Origin of the sequence: Belliella alkalica, assembly GCF_022549785.1 — a bacterium.
GTDB lineage: Bacteria > Bacteroidota > Bacteroidia > Cytophagales > Cyclobacteriaceae > Belliella > Belliella alkalica.
Genome location: NZ_JAKZGO010000019.1, coordinates 1 through 18,386 on the forward strand (window position 1 = coordinate 1; position 18,386 = coordinate 18,386).

At 36.5% G+C, this 18,386-nt stretch carries 17 protein-coding genes and 3 pseudogenes; 6 read left to right on the plus strand and 14 right to left on the minus strand.

The features are described from left to right. The 9 genes and pseudogenes from MM213_RS17155 to MM213_RS17195 form a co-directional block, all read right to left on the minus strand. Positions 1 to 366 (minus strand): annotated as a pseudogene (locus tag MM213_RS17155) (hypothetical protein); the annotation flags it as partial. 7 nt (positions 367 to 373) lie between these two features. Then, entirely contained in the window at positions 374 to 1,435 is a 1,062-nt protein-coding gene (locus MM213_RS17160) for a serine hydrolase domain-containing protein (RefSeq protein WP_241414127.1), read from the minus strand. A gap of 51 nt (positions 1,436 to 1,486) precedes the next feature. Beyond that, entirely contained in the window at positions 1,487 to 1,954 is a 468-nt protein-coding gene (locus tag MM213_RS17165; RefSeq protein WP_241414128.1) for a DUF4843 domain-containing protein, read from the minus strand. A gap of 20 nt (positions 1,955 to 1,974) precedes the next feature. Next, a complete protein-coding gene (locus MM213_RS17170; RefSeq protein WP_241414129.1) occupies positions 1,975 to 3,381 on the minus strand; it encodes a RagB/SusD family nutrient uptake outer membrane protein in 1,407 nt (468 codons plus the stop codon). A gap of 13 nt (positions 3,382 to 3,394) precedes the next feature. Then, entirely contained in the window at positions 3,395 to 6,796 is a 3,402-nt protein-coding gene (locus MM213_RS17175; RefSeq protein ID WP_241414130.1) for a TonB-dependent receptor, read from the minus strand. Between the two features lie 106 nt (positions 6,797 to 6,902). Continuing rightward, a complete protein-coding gene (locus tag MM213_RS17180; protein ID WP_241414131.1) occupies positions 6,903 to 7,997 on the minus strand; it encodes a FecR family protein in 1,095 nt (364 codons plus the stop codon). Between the two features lie 185 nt (positions 7,998 to 8,182). Then, on the minus strand, positions 8,183 to 8,818 hold the full coding sequence (locus MM213_RS17185) for an RNA polymerase sigma factor (protein WP_241414132.1): 636 nt from the start codon (positions 8,816 to 8,818) through the stop codon (positions 8,183 to 8,185). 247 nt (positions 8,819 to 9,065) lie between these two features. After that, positions 9,066 to 9,365: a hypothetical protein gene (locus tag MM213_RS17190; RefSeq protein WP_241414133.1), complete on the minus strand. Its 300-nt coding sequence runs from the start codon at positions 9,363 to 9,365 to the stop codon at positions 9,066 to 9,068. A gap of 6 nt (positions 9,366 to 9,371) precedes the next feature. Beyond that, entirely contained in the window at positions 9,372 to 9,632 is a 261-nt protein-coding gene (locus tag MM213_RS17195; RefSeq protein WP_241414134.1) for a helix-turn-helix domain-containing protein, read from the minus strand. 347 nt (positions 9,633 to 9,979) lie between these two features. On the opposite strand from MM213_RS17195, the gene MM213_RS17200 reads away from it, so the two are divergent. Genes MM213_RS17200 through MM213_RS17210 form a run of 3 tightly spaced genes read left to right on the plus strand, consistent with a single transcriptional unit; the run spans position 9,980 to position 11,454 of the window. Further along, positions 9,980 to 10,210 carry a type II toxin-antitoxin system Y4mF family antitoxin gene (locus MM213_RS17200; RefSeq protein ID WP_241276435.1) on the plus strand — a complete coding sequence of 77 codons (231 nt, stop codon included), beginning with the start codon at positions 9,980 to 9,982 and terminating at the stop codon, positions 10,208 to 10,210. After that, the gene (locus MM213_RS17205; RefSeq protein WP_369413956.1) at positions 10,182 to 10,520 is read left to right on the plus strand and encodes a HipA N-terminal domain-containing protein; all 339 of its coding nucleotides are present in this window, start codon (positions 10,182 to 10,184) and stop codon (positions 10,518 to 10,520) included. The genes MM213_RS17200 and MM213_RS17205 overlap by 29 nt, the downstream gene beginning before the upstream one ends. Continuing rightward, complete coding sequence (locus MM213_RS17210; protein WP_241414135.1) at positions 10,510 to 11,454, plus strand: HipA domain-containing protein; 945 nt, start codon at positions 10,510 to 10,512, stop codon at positions 11,452 to 11,454. Before MM213_RS17205 ends, MM213_RS17210 begins: the two co-directional genes overlap by 11 nt. Before the next feature lie 17 nt (positions 11,455 to 11,471). Here MM213_RS17210 and MM213_RS17215 read toward each other — a convergent pair whose 3' ends face one another. Both MM213_RS17215 and MM213_RS17220 read right to left on the minus strand, forming a co-directional pair. Continuing rightward, positions 11,472 to 12,563: an ADP-ribosylglycohydrolase family protein gene (locus MM213_RS17215; RefSeq protein ID WP_241414136.1), complete on the minus strand. Its 1,092-nt coding sequence runs from the start codon at positions 12,561 to 12,563 to the stop codon at positions 11,472 to 11,474. A gap of 51 nt (positions 12,564 to 12,614) precedes the next feature. After that, the gene (locus MM213_RS17220; protein ID WP_241414137.1) at positions 12,615 to 13,526 is read right to left on the minus strand and encodes a metallophosphoesterase; all 912 of its coding nucleotides are present in this window, start codon (positions 13,524 to 13,526) and stop codon (positions 12,615 to 12,617) included. 111 nt (positions 13,527 to 13,637) lie between these two features. Between MM213_RS17220 and MM213_RS17225 the strand changes: the two genes are divergently transcribed. Both MM213_RS17225 and MM213_RS17230 read left to right on the plus strand, forming a co-directional pair. Beyond that, entirely contained in the window at positions 13,638 to 14,537 is a 900-nt protein-coding gene (locus tag MM213_RS17225; RefSeq protein ID WP_241414138.1) for a helix-turn-helix transcriptional regulator, read from the plus strand. A gap of 265 nt (positions 14,538 to 14,802) precedes the next feature. Next, positions 14,803 to 14,985: pseudogene (locus MM213_RS17230) on the plus strand (Fic family protein); the annotation flags it as partial. Positions 14,986 to 15,132: 147 nt separating this feature from the next. On the opposite strand, the gene MM213_RS17235 reads toward MM213_RS17230, so the two are convergent. Both MM213_RS17235 and MM213_RS17240 read right to left on the minus strand, forming a co-directional pair. Next, positions 15,133 to 15,426, minus strand: a complete 294-nt coding sequence (locus tag MM213_RS17235; RefSeq protein WP_241414140.1) for an STAS-like domain-containing protein — start codon at positions 15,424 to 15,426, stop codon at positions 15,133 to 15,135. A 93-nt stretch (positions 15,427 to 15,519) separates the two neighbouring features. Further along, on the minus strand, positions 15,520 to 15,819 hold the full coding sequence (locus tag MM213_RS17240; protein ID WP_241414141.1) for a helix-turn-helix domain-containing protein: 300 nt from the start codon (positions 15,817 to 15,819) through the stop codon (positions 15,520 to 15,522). A gap of 824 nt (positions 15,820 to 16,643) precedes the next feature. Between MM213_RS17240 and MM213_RS17245 the strand changes: the two are divergent. Continuing rightward, positions 16,644 to 17,378 (plus strand): annotated as a pseudogene (locus tag MM213_RS17245) (nucleotidyl transferase AbiEii/AbiGii toxin family protein); the annotation flags it as partial. Here the strand turns inward: MM213_RS17245 and MM213_RS17250 are convergent. Next, positions 17,365 to 18,231: a type IV toxin-antitoxin system AbiEi family antitoxin domain-containing protein gene (locus MM213_RS17250; RefSeq protein ID WP_241414142.1), complete on the minus strand. Its 867-nt coding sequence runs from the start codon at positions 18,229 to 18,231 to the stop codon at positions 17,365 to 17,367. The pseudogene MM213_RS17245 and the gene MM213_RS17250 sit on opposite strands and share 14 nt — an antisense overlap. Positions 18,232 to 18,386: the final 155 nt, after the last annotated feature.

Consider the following 18,386-nt stretch of genomic DNA (forward strand, 5'->3'; position numbering starts at 1 on the left):
ATAATAATTACCATAAGGCATATTTGCTTGATCTGCGAGATAAATGAATTTTTCATTGGCAAAATCTGGAATACCATCACTCCCGAAAGACCTTTTTGCATTGTTGAATTCATCAAACTCCAACACGGAGTTTAGGATCGTAAGTCCACCTGTTCCCGAATCAAAGAACCCTATTGGAAGGTCTGAGCTGATTTGATATTCTTCAGAGTTGATATAAAAAAAACTATCTTTCTGCCCAATGATGGCTTTTTCGATAGCCAAGAGTGTATTTTTCTCGGAATCTTGATTAGTATTTTGACAAGCAAAAAGTACTATGGCCAAAAACAATCCCACTAGGTTTTTTTTGTGTTTGTTAAATTTCCCCACCTTAGTTTCAATTTTTAATTGGTTTTAAAATATAATCATTGATCAAAATTGCGATATCTGAAAAGTGTTGGGAAGGTGCACTCCCTTTGTACTTAGATGTCAAAACGATAATCATGTCCAGATCTGGAATGGTCATCATATATTGCCCACCAAATCCAATACCACAGTATGTTTTGTATCCCGACGCGTCAATCAACCACCACAAGTAGCCATATCCATCTATTGGGAATGGTCTAGATATCCCTTGAGGAGTGACCTTGAATGATAAACTCTCTTCTAACCAGGCAGAGTTGATAATTTGCTTTCCATTGTATCGTCCACCATTTTTCACCATCATACCTATTTTTGCATAATCAATAGGCTTGATAAAAATATTATTTCCCCCTTCATGAAAGCCCAAAGGATCAGCAGTCCACTGGGTCACATGTATTCCCATTGGTTCAAACAGGTGTTTTTGGGCAAATTCCAAAGCGGACATTCCAACTGCTTTTGATAGAATGACACCTAGAAGGTGTGTATCTCCTGTGCTATACCCATAGTATGTCCCTGGATCAGCATCTAAGGGAAGGTTCAATGCGTAAGCAATCCAATCCTCACTTGCTACCCAGCTTGCATAATGCTCCAAACTTGTAGGTTTCAATCCTGATTGCATTGTCATCAAGTCTTTGATGGATATCTCTCTTTTCCTCAAATCAGTGGTATCTGAAAAGTATTCAGGCAAAAACTCAGGTATTTTTTGGTCAATAGAGTTTATATATCCTTCCTGTATAGCTAATCCAATAAGGATATTCAAAACACTTTTAGAACCAGATTTTATGTTGCTATATCCATCCTTATCAAAACCATTAAAATAATTTTCATAGATTAAAGTATCGTTCTTTACTATAAGCAGGCTGTTGATCCTCTCCATCGAATTAGCCATGCTATCTATTGCAATCTTATCTTGCTGGGACCAGCCCAACATTTCCATTTTATTTAAATCAGACTGCAAAGGAAGTTCTTGAGCATAAACTTGACTTAAATTAGCTAGGGAAATTATGAGAACAGCTAATTTTAATAATAATTTCATCTTCTTAAATTTTAAGTAGGTAAGGTGTGGTCATACAACCACACCTTTTTATTAAAATGATAAACCAATGGTTTTGTGATTGTTGCTGGGCGCTACCTGGTTGTTGCCTAAAAGTTCTATTACCAGAATATAGTTGGTGCTGCCCTGCCTTTCGAATGCCAGCCTTTGTACCTCTAAAAACCCAAAACTACTATCAGAAGGAATGATAAACGTACCCTCGTTATCAATATTGTAATGAACACCCTCTATAGCATTGCTTTCAGATTCTACAATTCGGTAATTGATAGTTTGACTTTCAGGCAAATGCCCACCAATCAAATTTACTTGATAGTTTACAACACCTACACTTCTTTGATTGATTAAAGGATATGATCTTCCCGTAGCATTGTTTGAGACCACTGCATTTTGGAACTCAACTAGCGAGTCTGTAAAGAGGTATCTATCTTCATAAACTTCAAAGCAGCTTGTAGTCAAGGCGCAGAGGGTCATCAGGACGATTAAATATTTTATGGTTTTCATAATTTTATCAGTTTTTGAAATTAATAACCTGGGTTTTGAAGGAGGTTGTTATTTATATCCACTTCCCTAATTGGAATTCTTGCCAAAGTCCTAAAGTCATCAAATGGAATAATTCCAAACTCTTTTACAATATCACGACCCAACCTTTTCAAATCAAAAGACCTATGCCCTTCGAAAGCCAATTCAATCCTCCTTTGTGTAAGTATTTCCTCAATGAGCGCTTCTCCCTGAAGCTCTACAGCTTCAAGACCTGCTCTTTGTCTGATTACGTTGAGGTCCTCATTTGCCAAATCAATATTACCTAATCTTGCATAAGCCTCTGCTCTATTGAGATATAATTCTGACACTCTGATTACAGGTACATTATCCAAGTTATTGATCCCACTTCTGCTAAAGAACTTTGTTGTTTCAAAAACTCCACTATTCATTCCTAGTCCTCTGTAAATCAAACTTCTTCTTACATCTTCTTCAGCGAATAAAGTCAAAAGGTCTTCACTAAATACCGCAAGTCCATGTGAGGTTGCCGTAGTTGTTTGATCATTGAATCTGGTTGTGAAAGTAGCCCTTAGGGATTCATTCTGACCCACATTTTCATTCGTCATAAAGACAACTTCAAATATGGATTCCGGATGGATTTCCTGTCTCCAAGAAGAAAAATAGTTTTGGTTACTTTGGAAAGTCCCAATACCTGAATCTAAAGCCTTTTCGACTTCCAGAACTACTTTCTGATAGTCACCATTGTACAACGCGACTCTAGACAATAGTGCAGCTGCTGCGCCGTGTGAGGCATAATGGGGAGTTTGAGTATTCACATTTTCAAGAAGTGAATATGACTTTTCCAGATTTTCATAGATGTATTCATAAACTTCATTGATTGGTGCTCTAGCCTCAAGGACTATTTCATTGGTATTCCGAATTCCAAATTTCAAAATCGGAACTCCACCTCTGTTGTTTTCCTCAATAACAGCGGTAGGATCATAAGCATACGTCCGAACCAGATTATGATAGTATAGCCCTAACAGAAACCTGATTTGCCCTTCAATTTCATTTTTAAAATCAACATTAAAAGAATTTTCTTCCAACGCCCTTAAAATCAAATTCGCTTCATTTATAGCATAATAAGATGATTGCCAATTATTTATATGCGCACCTGGCTGATTATTGGCTTCACCGGTAAGCCTTATCCCTGTTCCAGCTTGCATTGAGTTGTCTGTCAGCACCTCCGGAATAGCAATGAGATCCCTACCATATTGACTGATCGCCCTTAGCCTGCTAAAAACCGAGTTTGTAGCTGCTCTAACTGCCTCGGGACTTGTCAATGCTTCATCTGCATCTATACTTTGCTGTGGATTTGTCTCTACCAAACTTTCACATGCTGTGAAAGAAATCATCAGAAACAAAATCAAGTATTTATTTAAAGTTTTCATGATGTCTGTTTTTTTAGAATCCAAGTTGTATTCCTACTGTATAATTTCTCGTTTGTGGGACGATCCCTTGATTGCTGGTAAAACCATCTGCACCAAGGTAGAATTCAGGATCGTATCCTGTCCAAGCTGTCCATGTAAGCAAATTGACAGCTTGCGCATAAATCCTCGCGTTGGTCAGCTTCAGTCTATTCAAAAGCTTGGGATTGATATCATAACCAAGTGTGACTTGCTTCAACCTAATGAATGATGCATCCTCCAAAAATCTGCTCGAACTTCTTATATATGAAGCACCATTCGTTTCGGCACCGCCTTCAAATGGCCTTGGGTGTGGTGTGATTTGCCCTGGCTCAGTCCATCTCTCTAGGTACACACTTTCTAGGGCATTTCTAATCCCAAAACCATTTCTATACCAACCAACATTTGCATTATTGTAATACTCCCTGCCCATATCATAAGTAAAGAACACATCTAGGGACAAACTTTTGTATGTGAATGTATTGGCCCATCCTCCAAAATATTTTGAAAGTTCACTTCCGAAAATCTGATAATCTCCAGGATTCAGAGGGTTGTAAGTAATATCACCGTTTGCATCATACCACATTGGTCTCCCTGTAGCCGAATTTACACCGGCATAAGATGCTTCAAAGTTAGTTCTCAAAGGATACCCTACCCTAACAGACTGGTTACCTGGAAGCACTTCAAGATCATCAAATAGCCTTGTGACTTCATTGTCCAAAAAGGTGATATTAAAACTACTCTTCCATAAAAAATCCTTCTTTCTAATAATATCAGAGGATATTTCAATTTCAACACCTTTGTTGACGACCTCACCTATATTATTTGAGATATTCCCATATCCAGAAATCCAAGGCAAAGGTTGATTGAGCAAAAGGTCTTTGCTGGTTCTGTGAAATACCTCAATCGCACCGTACAACCTTCTTTCGAAGAAGGAGTAGTCAAGACCTAAATTGTAAGTAATATTCCTTTCCCATCCTAGATCTACATTAGCTATTCCTCCTGGTTGAATACCGGGATTGCCTGCATAATTTCCTGCTCCACCATAGAGTCCTCTGGAAGCAAAATTCCCCACTTGGTCATTTCCCGTCTGTCCATAACCAAATCTCAGTTTCAACTGATCCACACTTTTGGAATCATACAAGAAACTTTCTTGCGAAAAATCCCATCCAACAGAAAAGGCCGGGAAGAATCCAAATTTATTGTCGGCACCAAATCTACTTGACCCATCATAACGAAGAATAGCGCTTGCAAACAGCTTCTTGTCGTGCTCGAAATTTGCTTGTCCAAATACCCCAAACCTCTTGAAACCTGTCCATGTACCAAAAGTCGTAAGCGGTGTGGATGCTGATGACATTCTTCTGAATTGATGTGTAGGGAAACCTTCTGCTGTAGCGCCTTCACGTTCCCTCATATCACTCCTGTATTCAGCTCCAAGCAATATGTTTAGTCGATTTTTATCATTTATTTGAGTATTATAATTTAAAGTTTGGTTCGTGATAAAGTTTGTATTCTGCATGGTTTCGATCTGTAAAAACCCTTGTCTTCCAAACCCACCTTCAGTTCTGGGGTCTATGTAGAACTCTGAGGAAATAATACGATAATCGAGTCCATAGAAAGATTTGAACTCTAAGTTGTCCAAGATTTTATACCTCAAAGAGAAATTACCAATTACGGATCTTTGCCTAGACTTTGCTGTATTATATTCGGCTGTTTGGACAGGATTGTAGCGCATCGTACCAGGCAATCCACCTAAGGGAGCGTTCCATGAACCATCCTCTAACCTAAATGGCTCAGTAGGAACAATCATTGGCGAGGCAAATTGAGGGGCGGCAAATAAACCTGTAGTACCAACTCCATCATTTCCATTCTGTACAATAGAACTCAGGTTGGTATTCATTTCAAAAGTAAGTCTTTCATTGGCCTTGTGTGTCACCCCCAATCTAGCAGTTGCCCTTTGGAAATCTATAGCCACGACATTTCCTACATGATTGTTGTATGAACCTGACATGATGAAAGTTGTCTTGTCATTTCCACCTGATGCAGTAAGATCTAGATTGTCAACTACACCTGTTCTAAAAGCAATATCCTGCCAATCATAAGTCGGGAGACCTGCTATTTGCTCATCAGTCAGATCTGTAGGCAGTCTCAAATCATTTAGCACACCAGTACGAATTGTTTCAGGTGTTCTTGCCGGAAACCTATTTGACATGGCTTCAATTCTCGCATTTATAAACTGCTGGGAATTCATCATTTGAACCTTTGGCATAGGTTCGGTGATACCTTTGTAATAGTTGAGGTTGAATCTTGTTTTCCCCGCTTTTCCTTTTTTGGTGGTAATTAGAACTACGCCATTGGCTGCTTGCGCCCCATAAATAGATGCCGCGGCCGCATCTTTTAGTATCTCCATTGACTCTATGTCATTTGGATTCAAAAATGCCAAAGGATTGTTTTCTGTCCTATTGGTATTTACACTTTCACTATTTAGCTGTACTCCATCTACTATGTAAAGTGGTTGATTGCCCGCAGTGATGGAACCTTGCCCCCTTATATTGATATTAACTTGTCCTCCGGGTACACCTGAAGATGATTGCACCAAGACTCCTGCTGCCCTACCCTGCAATGCTTTGTCAAATGATCCAACAGGTAGATTTTCGATATCTGCCCCACTGACAGATGACATAGAGCCCGTGACAGCTCTCTTCTCTTGTACACCATAGCCTGTAACGACAAATTCACTTAGGTCTGAAACATCGGCTTTGAGCGAAACAGTGATTTCAGAACGGTTACCAACCTGGATTTCCTCCTTTTTGAATCCCAAATATTGAAAAATCAAAGTAGCATTTTCTGGCACTTCAATACTGAATTTCCCATCCAAATCAGTAGTTGTTCCTTTAGAAGTCCCTCTGATCAAAATAGAAACCCCTGGAAGTGGTTCTCCATTTTCATCTCTAACCAATCCACTAACAACCCTATCTTGCAAATCAATCTTTTTGGTGGATGGATTAGTTAAGACAGGAGCTTTTTTAGATGGAATTACTGCTATCTGTCTTCCCGAAATCTCATAAGTCAAGTTTCTTGATTCCAGGATGCTGACTAAAACCTGATCTAAAGGTTTATCCTTTATATTCAATGTGATTTTATTGCCTTGATTAGCTTTTATCAATTTGTCTTGATAAAAGAATAAGTAGTCCGTTTGGTCTTGAACTTGGTCAAAGAAATCTTTCAAACTTGCTTGGTTCAATTCCAAAGTGACTAGGTTGCTCTGAGAGAATGTATTGGCAGAAACATTCATCATTCCCAAAAACAATAATCCAGCAATGAGCTTCATACACAAAATCAATTTAAGACGGTACGACCCATTTGGCATAGGGATACCGATTGAAAACTTTTTTTTCATAACTTTGTAATATTGATGTTTTACATTAATTAAATCCTACCCTGGCAGGGGTAGTGTTACTATCGGGAAGTGTTACAGCACTTTCCGATTTTTATTTTCATAATTTTCAATTGAATTCATACCTCCTTTCTTGTTTTGTAATGGTGGCCCCTGAGGTTGAGGCAATTGTTTTCAACACTTTTTCGATATCTGTCTTTAGATCTAGCCTACCTGTGAATGTCTCACTTGCTAGAGCCTTTTTAGACACTTCTATCTCTACATTATACAACACTTCCAATCTCTCGCTAATTTGCTTGATCGAATGCTGATCGAAGATCAAATAGCCATCCTTCCAGCTTACATATTGCTCCACATCAACATTTTGGATGTTGATTGTTTTTGATTCTTTTATCAATTGGACTTTCTGATTTGGTTTTAGGATATGTTTTTCTGAACGAAAAAACGATTCATTTTCTGGCTTAACTTCTATACTTCCGGAGACCAAAACAGCGCTGCTGCCTTCACTTGTACTATAAGAATTCACATTGAAAGAAGTACCTAGAACTTTATAGCTCAACTCTTTAGTAGTCACTATAAATGGGCTTGATTCATCTTTAATAACATCGAAAAATGCTTCGCCTTCAAGATAGATATTTCTGTTTTTAGAAAAATCAGATGGATACACCATCTTGGAGCCTGAGTTCAGATATACCTTACTTCCATCTGGGAGCAATACTTGTGAACGTTTGCCATAAGGAATTATCAATGTGTTAAACTCACCCATTGAAGAATTTGGTGCTTGGGTTTCATTTACTACTACACTCTTTGTACTTTGGTAATCGATGAATGATGATTCTCCTTCTAATATTATAGTTTCTTGGTCGCTGATGATCAATTGTGCTTGGTCTAGATTTTCAACATCCAACTGGCTGAGCATACTTTCAAAGTCCACTTTTTCCTGACTGAAAATTGCCGTGAAATAAACTGATCCCACCAATACAATAAACCCAATAAACACTGCAGCATATTTATACCATTGCAAATTACTGTGGCAAGGTTTATTCTTTATTTCATTTGTAGTATTTACTATCCTCTCAAACAGCAGTTCTTTCTCTTTCAAAGAAATAGCCTTATGGGACGAACTCCTAAATGCACTATTCAGAAATTTACCAAACTGTCCGAAAAATTTTTCGACACTATCTTTTTCGTTGTTATTTTCCATTGACCTTTATAAAAAGATGGCAGTAATGTGTCATCACAATATAAAAGAGCAAAAAGAGGCATCTGCATAGACAAAAAATAAAATAAAATTAACAAAAAGCTAAATTATACCTGATTGTCAGCTACTTAAAAACAGGGAATAAATCGGATTGATAAGTTTTTGAGATGTAAAAACGCTGAAAAAAATTACACTATCAAAAACCCACAGGCTACGGACAACTGAATCGCATTTTTCAATAAGCTCAAATCAATATTTTCAGGAATCATCGTGTCTATTTCAAAATTTGCCTTGAGATCTTTGATAGCTCGGTACATCAAGGTTCTGCATGAAGAAAGTGAAATTCCCAAAAGCAAACTAATATCAGCATAAGTCAATTGCTGTACATAATAAAGATAAATAATTTCTTTCTTCTTTTTACTGATTTGATTTATCGCTTTTACTAGTTTAAAAACTATCAGTTTTTGTTCCTCATTATGAATTATTGGATCGAAGTTTAGATCGATAATTTCCAAATCTCGATCATTCCCTTCTTTGAATTCTAAAATTGGGAAATTTTTCAAAGTCCTTTTCAACTGCCTTCTTAAACATGCAAAAAGATAAAATTTGACATTTATATTCTGAGATAAGTTTTCTCTCCTGTTAAACAATTCTACAAAGACATCGTGGATTGAGTCTTCTACTCTTGACCTATCCCTGCAAAAAAAAGAACCATATACAATAAGGTCATCAATATATTTCAGATATAATTGTTTGAAGGAATCTTGGTTTCCTTTTAAAAACCCCATCCAAACCTTTGACTCTATATGGTAATCTTTTTCCAAACTAATATTATGTATTTTGCATTAAATTGATTTTAAAAGATTGTTAAATATATGATTAACATTTTTCACTTCAAATTTTTGAGGTATAAAAGTTATAATTTAACCCTCTAATAAACTAACCATGCATAGTCTCTTATTTATCCTTTTGAGTTTTCTCCAAGCATCTTATTTACATTGAATGAGGAATATTTCACGTCATTGATAAACATTTCGGCTGTTTTTCCATATACTACCGCTTACCCTATTTTCAAACAAAATGAACCACACTTCCTAGCTTTGGGTGGTAGGAAGGGCTGTAGGTGATGATTTTTTTCCTCACCAAATCTTTCATACATCTGTGGTAAGTACTCAGAGATTTGACCTGTGAGTTTTTCATGATCATTTTTCGGGTGATCCGAAAACGGCTCCTTCCCTGATTCTTTAGGAATTCTCCAATAAGGGCCATGCAGATTGCCATATGGGAAAGTTGAATTGATTCATCTTTTTGAAGCTTGCTGTAGATCCCCAAGATCTTGTCTTGGGTTGATTTGAGATTATAATTGGCCATAATCAATTATTTGAATAGGTTCTCGATCTCTTTTGACTGATAATAATATGATCCTCCAATTTTCTTGGGATTCAGAAGCCCTCTTATCCTTAGGTTCTGTAATGATCCTGGAGAAATTTTGAGCATCCTTCGCACTTCATCACTTTTCACCCAGTCCCTTTGATCTTTCTCCTTGGGCTTGAGCTTGAGCAGTTCTTGGAGATCTTCCAAGAGTTGTAATCTCAATTCTTCGAGATCTTCTTTGGTGATCAGTTCTATCTTGGTCATGTGTAGGGGCTTTGATGGATAGGTAATTTGGTATGTATAGACTGGAAATGTTCACACTTTGACCACAAACTGTGATTATTTTTTTGTGAAAATTATTTTTTATTTTGTTGTATAAGAGAAGGTTAGATACTTAATTAGTCTTTAGGTTTTTGAAAAAAATATGTGGATGAATATATGGACTTGATATTTGGTAGAGTTGATTATCTGTTAAATGTTAATAAAGCCGTCTATATTTCTTTTAAATTGTTTTATATTTAAATACATATAGAATAAATATTTTCTTCATTATTATACTTTTTTACATATAAAATAATATCTTTGAACTGTATTATATTTAAATACATATAATGAAAAGACTTTCAGCCTTTGTTAAGGAACGAAGAAAAGAAACAGGAATGACCCAAGAGGAATTCGCAGATCGCTGTGGTGTAGCCTTAACTGTAATTAGAAAGATAGAACAGGGTAAGACCAACCTGAATCTCGATAAAGTAAATTTGGTGCTCCAAATGTTCGGACATGAATTGGCTCCGGTAAACAGTAAAATTATTAATGATGCGACAGGCGGAGATTTATTATAAAGATATTCTGGCGGGAATGCTTACTGAAACGGATGATGGGGAGTACACCTTTGAATATACTGAGCAATATATTCAATCATTTCCCTATCAGTACATCACCTTCAGCATGCCGGTGATTGACAAACCTTATGTAAGTAACAGACTGTTTCCTTTTTTTGAAGGACTGATCCCTGAAGGCTGGCTTTTGGACATCGCCTCAAAAAATTGGAAGCTAAACCCTAATGATCGAATGGGATTGTTGTTGGCTTGTTGTCAAAACTGTATTGGAGCTGTGCATGTTAAACCTATTACCCATGATCATGAAGGATAAGTGTCTTTACTGTTACAAACCTTTGGAAGAACAAGAAAAGGATTTTCATGCCAAGTGTGCTATTGAATTTTTCGGGACGCAGACATCACCCCTTATGCCTTATTCCATTGATGATATGACAACACTTGCCAAGCATGTGATTGACCGTTCCATTTCAGTTCCTGGTGTACAACCCAAGTTGTCTATGTCATTAATCAAAGAAGTACAGGGACAAAGTGATCAAAGATTGACTATTGTAGGCGCTTTGGGAGGCAATTACATCTTCAAACCTCCTACTGTTGCATTTCCTGAATTACCAGCCAATGAACATCTAACAATGCGAATGGCTGAAGATTTTGGTATTCCTGTAGTTCCATCGTCTTTGATCCAATTGCAATCCGGAGAGCTTTCCTACATCACCAAACGAATAGACCGTACAGAGAATTTGGAAAAGATTCACATGATCGATATGTTCCAGATCACAGAAGCCTTTGACAAATACAAAAGCTCCATGGAGAAAGTGGGGAAAGCTGTCGGATCGTTCGCTTCTAATACCGTCTTGGATAAATTGATTTTATTCGAAATCACCGTGTTTTCATTTCTTACAGGAAATAATGACATGCACTTAAAGAATTTTTCCTTGATCGAAGCTTCATCAGGCTGGACGTTGGCACCTGCTTATGACTTGCTTAATGTATCCATAGCCAACCCTGAAGACAAAGAAGAACTGGCACTTTCTATGGGCGGAAAAAAGAGCAGGCTCAAAAGGACAGATTTTGTCTCCTATGGCCAGAATCTTGGATTAACAGATAAGCAGATTGAAGGTGTTTTTAAGCGTTTCTTAAAGTTCAAAAAGAAAGGCATACAATGGATCCTAAATTCTTTTCTTACTGATGGGATGCAGGAAGCATACTTAGAATTGTTGGAGGAGAGATATAGTAGGATCTTAGAATAGTCTTATTTAAAACTCTTTTAATACCCAGGATATTTCAAATGCCAATCTTCGTCATAATCGAAATAGGTGCTTTTAGAACCAATGGCTAAATCATTCCCTATTTCTTCTCCGATTTCTTTAAACATCAGATTTTCTTTCCATTCGGTTGGGATAAGATGCTGCCCAACTATAAGGCCTACGATGTTCCCTGTAATGGCGCCAGTACTATCAGAATCTCCATTGTGATTGATGGAGGTGGTTACTGCTTTTTTGAAATCATGTGAATAATGAAGTGCACATAGCAAGGAAATAGCTAATGCTTCTTCTGCTACCCAACCTTCGCCTATTTCATTTATGGTATCTTGGCTAATTTCTTTGTTTATATATTTCTTGTGAAGAGCTCTAGCTTGGCTGACCTTCTGATAAACTTCCTCGTGATTTTCCCATTTTTTCAAAATCCTAAGTCCGTTGGAAATTGAAGTCTTCAAATCCAGACCAATTGACAAATCTGCGATTATAGAAGACAATAATCCCCCACTCAAAAATCCAGATGGGTGACCATGCGTTATGGCTGAAACCCTCACTCCTTCCTCAAATGCGATTTTTCGATTATGGTTGAATATCAAACCAACAGGAGCTATTCTCATCACTGCACCACAGCCTTTACTATCATTGATTGGCGCTCCAACAGTACCCATCTTTTCAGATTTCAGTGCATTAATGCAAGTACCTCCAGGGTCTCTTCTTTTGTACAATTCAGTCTTTTTGATTAGCCAACCTTCCATAAACCCATGTGATTTGACTGAGCCAATTACATTTACTCCTTGTGTATGCAGCCACCTCAGATAAGATTGGTAGGTGATTTGGGTTTGTGCTCCGCCAATGCCCTTTAGCTCAGCCCTGTGCCTAGCCCTCAATAGTCCTTCAGCTGTAAAAAGCAACATCTGCGTATCATCTGTAAATTCACCCTTGCCATTTGGATGCTCTACATAAGATTGAACACCTGAAGCTCCGTATTTGCTGATGATAGATTCATAATTTAAAAATTCGATTGGAGCCCCCAAAGCATCTCCAATAGCTCCGCCCAAAATGCAGCCTAGGTACTTGTCTTTCTTATCAAGGTTATTCATTGTTCAAAATTCTTAAGTTCTGGATAAATTCTGATTTCAAGATTGCGAAAATTAAACATAAAGAAGATTTTCCCTTTGTAAATGAAGTTCATCATGCATTCTGTAAGCCACAAGTTTACCATCCTTAGCTACACTGTAGTCTAGGCAACAAATATTGTCTTTATATAGAGCTGGTTCTCCTTTAAGCCAATAATGCCCAAAAAACACTTTTTTGTCACTTTCAGGGTAATAATCTATTGAGCCTATTCCTGAGACATCTACCTGCCGATCAGGTAAATTATCGATGGGCTCAACACTGATCTCTTTATACGTCATTTGATTAGGGTCTTCCCACCATTTTATTCTGATTTCAGTTCTCCTTGCACCGTCCTTGTCTGTAAAAAAAAGTCCATCTGGTAATTTCAATTCCTTACCTTTCAAAGTTTGCTCAAAAGCTTCATAGAGTGGAGATCCTTTTTTGACTGATTGATATATCAACTCATCAGTCAACTTACCTTCAACCAAATTTTCTTTCAAATATTCGATGCTTTCCTTATCCCAGCAAGCATGAACTGCTCGGAACTCTTCAGTCTCGTAAAAAAGGGGAAGTGTCTTAAACCATTCCAAATACATTTCATATTCATGCTGTTTATTCTGGAATTGGTTTAAGGTTGCTTGGTGCTGATTGATGTTTTTAGCAGAATGCTCTCTTAAATGCCCTCCACCCGCTGCCTTAAGATTAAAACAGATAGCATTGTATTCATGGTTTCCCATCAAAGCAATGGCGTTTTCACTTTCTACCATATTCTTGACGATTTCAAGTGTTTCTGTGATTTTCGGTCCGCGATCTATATAATCACCTACAAACAAAGCTTTTCTCTCAGGGTGCGAATAGATCCCGTTACTTTTGGAATAGCCCAATTTTAAAAGTAAAGCTTCGAGCTTGTCTGCATGTCCGTGTATGTCACCAATAAAATCTATCATGTTTTTGAGTTTTTCTATACAGCTAAGATAGACACAGCCTCAGACAAAATATGTCTTAACAAAAAAATAACACTGACATATTTTGGTGATACTTATGCTTATCTTTCGATCATGAGCAAGTTAGATTCTTTAATTAGACAGGCTGAAATCATCAAATTAGCCAGAAGAAAGGCTTTTGACTGGGAAACCCTTGAAAATCACTTGGCAAGGAAAGAAGAAGATCTCGAAAGGGAACTGATCATTTCCAAGCGTACATTCAATAGGGATTTGGCCGAGATCAATGAATTTTTTGGCATCTCCATCAAATATGATTTCAAATCCGGCCAATATGCCATCGATACCGAAGGAAGCAGCGAACAAAACATACAGCTCTTAGAAGTTTTTGATACCCTTCAACTCTTTGGGAAAAGAGGGAAAGTGCCTAGTTATGTTTTTATGGAGCAGAAAGTAGCTAAAGGGACAGAGTACTTTTCTACCATCATCAATGCCATAGAGCACAGCAAAAAGATTCAAATAACTTATGGTAAATATTGGAAATGGGAAACAGAAGAAAGAGTCCTAAAACCACTAGCGCTGAAAGAATTCAAACATCGTTGGTACTTGCTGGCTTACGACGAAAATAATCAATTCAAAGTATTTGCGCTAGACCGGGTTCACGAGATAAACTTAACCAAAGAAAGGTTTAAAGTCAATCGGAAGATTGATTTTGAAGCCTATTTCCGTGATCTATTTGGCGTTATCAATAAAACTGACAATCCTGTTGAAGAAGTAATTCTGACATTCCCAGAATTCAAAGGTCGCTATATCAAATCTCTTCCTTTGCATGCAAGTCAGGAGATTTTGGCAGATGATGACAAAATCTTAACCATCCGTCTCCGAGTGAAAATCGAATATGAATTGATCGCTGAAATTCTATCACATGGTGACGAGGTCAGAGTTGATGCTCCAGAGAGGTTGAAGGAGATTATTAGGGAAAAAGCGAGGAATATTGTTGAAGGGAAGATTAGGTAAGCCCTTAATTCTTTATTTTAAGATTTAGAGTGAACATTCATTTCAATATACCATGAAGAAATTATTCCATATTCCGATATGGAATAAATCCACTCTGAGCCGATTAAAAGATTTAATCATCTCAAAATATCATTTAGTTCAGGCAATTAATGGTAGCAAAAATAAAAAGAACAAGAAACTCTTAATATTTAGCGAATACAATGTAAAAGAATTTCAATTTTCTTTACAATAGTCTTTCACATGATAAAGAAAATCAAAAAATTTTTACATTCAGGATTTGCTCAACCACCTTTTCCATCATCCTCACACCAAAATAGAATATTTACAAGAGGCCCTTCGCATCAGCCGTCCTACCGCTGCGGGATATCTCAATCAATTAGCCAAAGATGGTGTCTTGATCAAAAAAGTAAGCAAACCCAATTATATCAACAACTCCAGAAATAATTAATCCTATGGCTAACATGCGTGTCATATTTTTTTAGGACTGATTTAAAAAACTCAAATTAAGAAAATTTTGAAGTTTATAGAATTAAAACCATATCAATGGGAGTAAAAAATATAATTTCAGCAAAAAAGAGGCCGAAGCCTCTTAAGTTTAATGTTCCCTACTATCTGATTTAAATCCTTGTATATAATGCCTTAGCATTTGCGCTTGCGTTGGTGTAAGCTCTCTAGGCTTGACCAAACTAAGGAATTCTTGTAAGCCTATTTCTTCAATTAGAGCACCAAAAGAAGAGTTCAAAAATGAAGAAGAAGGCGCAGATGTGTCTTTAAAAGAAACTTCAATGCTTTCACCCTTTTTCAATACCTCTTTAAGATGGAGATAAAAAACATTTCCAGCTTGATTAGTAAAGGTCTCCTTGACGATATGTGCAACTCGAATCAACATATAAATTAATTCACCATTTCCTGACTGTTATTGAGTTTAAAAGGTTGTATCAAAACCTCTACTGGCAATCCTAAAAGCTCGTGAAGGTTCTGATCATGCAATGGTCAAAGCACGCTTAAGGTTGAGTACAAGGCTTACAGTAGTCTTACTGCCAATAGCATGAATCAAGTCTTTATCTTTTAGCCCTTTCATTACCATAGCTTCTTTGATAGCGGTGATAGGCTCTGGTAAAGCGATAGGATAGTTTTCTTTTTCAAATTTGTCTATCAGTGTAACCAATAGCTCTGCTTCCATTCCTTCAGGACTATCTGGATTGGTATCAAATATTGAAGAAAGTCTCTTTAAAGCATTTTCATATTCCTGCTCCGTGGTGATGATTTTATCCCATTTCATATTTGCGACTTGATCTTGAGGTCTTTGTTTAATACGCTAATAACCAATTTCTTCACAGTATCCATTTTTTTGAACTGTTGCATTTTTTGCAACAGTTGCTTGTTTATCTAATTCTCCTTCATGATAAATATTTTTCATATGCCAAGAAATAACAGATTTGTCTCTTTGAATATAGTCATTTTCAAACTGCCCTTTTCCCTGTATAACCCTATTGTTTCAAGAGTCGATTTTTCCAATGAAAAACCCCCAACTTTTAACCGTTAAAAGTAGCAATCTTGAAAATGGTGAAAACGGAGGCCGAAAGGCGTCAGACTGCTGCTTTTTGCAGTCAGCAAGATGTAGGATTGTCTACGACATTCCGCTCTTGAAACTGGTTCCGAAGTCACCTTTTTGTCTTTTACTCGGAACTCGTAAGTCTTTTTTTTCTTTGGTTTTTAAGTAGAAAACAGCACTGTTTTTAACGGTTAAAAGTAGCTATTTTGAGATGTTTTTTCCATTTGTCAGAAACTGATAATTTCTTGAAGTCGCCAGTTTTACTTTGTATCCAATTCCTCAGCAATTTAGGATGTCATTTCTCTAAAAGAAAGCTACTAGAAACTAGACAGATAAAGAAAATTTCGATTTCACTATTTAAATCGAATTTCATATTCCAGTAAATAAAATTAATTTTAACCATGGATATTTCAATTGTAAATAGAATAAAGCGAATAACCATAATCGCATTGGTATCAGATGACACCTTAGTTGAACAGTTGGTTTTGAAAGGTGGAAATGCGATTTATTAAGCCTATTTAGATGCATCAGAGAATGTTTCCAGAACTTCTTATGATCTTGATTACTCAATATCAGAAGGTGATTTTAAGGAGGATATTGAAAGCATCAGCTCTCGAATAGAGAGTACCTTAAAGCAAACATTTTCAGAATATGATTATGTAGTATTGGATTACAAATTTTTAATAAAACCCAAAAAGGCAAATGAAGAATTAAGAGACTTCTGGGGTGGCTATAAAGTAGAGTTCAAACTGATAGGGAAAGGTGAATTTGATAAGTTTAATAGAAACATAGAATCAGCAAGGAGAAACGCAATTCAGATCCATACCAACAATTCTCCGATCTTTGAATTGGAGTTTAGCAAACATGAACATGTGGAAGGGAATAAAGACTTTGAATATGAAGGGTTTAAAATCCGCATTTATACACCGGAAATGATTGTGTTTGAAAAGTTAAGGGCATTGTGCCAACAGCTGCCGGATTATAGTAAGATAGTGCCGGGCTTTTCACCTAGGGCGAGGGCAAGAGATTTTTACGATATTCATTTTTTAATGGAAGAATTTGAAATTGCCCCCGAAAAACCTGAAAATGTAAAAATGCTTTCGGATATTTTTTTAGCTAAAAAAGTACCTTTAAAGTTTATCTCAATCCTACGGACAAGTGTAGAGTTGCATAAAGAAAACTGGACCGATGTAAAAACTACCGTTTCCTCTTTACAAACCATAAAAGACTTTGATTATTATTTTGAATACGTTTTATCAAAGTTTGAAAAACTCACATTCCCTTAGGATAGAAGATATTCCATTTTTCGTTATAATCAATTTCCTTCATATCATATGTTAGGTAAAATTTATTGGGTCTATCATATTCCAAAAATACAGACAGTCGCTTTTGATCCAGTCCTGCCTTTTCTAAATAAAAACCAATTGCTTGGTGATATGGGTAAACGAAACTTAATTTATCAAGTATTGCCTTTAGTTTATTTACAGATAGTTTATCGATTGAATTTTCGAAAATTTCCAAAACTCTGAATACCCCTCCTCCATAAACAGGTCTTACAGCTAAATCAATCAAGGTTCTTTCTACATTGGTGAATGTTAATCCATCTTTTGAAAAAACCCCTGCCTTATTAGTGTACATTCCATTATGATAGATGATGGTGTATTCCCCAAATACCCCGTGGACATTTGAGGTTCTCTGGGGCTTATTGAAAGCTTTGTCAATGTCTTCTTGGTGAAGTATCACACTTCGGTCTTTATTTTTGGGAGATTGTTCAGAAGTCAAGTAAACACTCTTTGATACCTGTGTCGTAAGTCCAAGAAGAAAGGCCGCTGTATAGTGGGAAAGGTAAGCCTTTGAGGCTAGTGATATAGCTAAGTCAAACACTGTTGCTGTATTGGTGAGGTACCTTGTTTTATTGGGGAAATATCCTGAAAAAACAACTTCATGCATGCTAAGAATACCACTTTCCGTAAGCTTGTTGATGAATTTCTTTCCATTCATTGAAATAGGGAGATTCCATATCAATCGGTTTTCGTCTAAAACACTATTTAGTTGCGCTTCTGAAAACACTTTCTTCTCGTTTAGAAAAAACTTCTTAATACTAGACTCTGAAATGATAAACCTTGATCTTCGTGCCATAGAAAAGGATTCAAATAAATATCATTTTATTGATTGTGATTAATATGATTAATTTTAAAAACATAAAGTATTTATACTTTATGTGTAAATTTAATATTTATTTTGCTAAAAATCAAGTTTTTGTAAAAAAAAAGTTGAGTGATATTTTTTGGCTT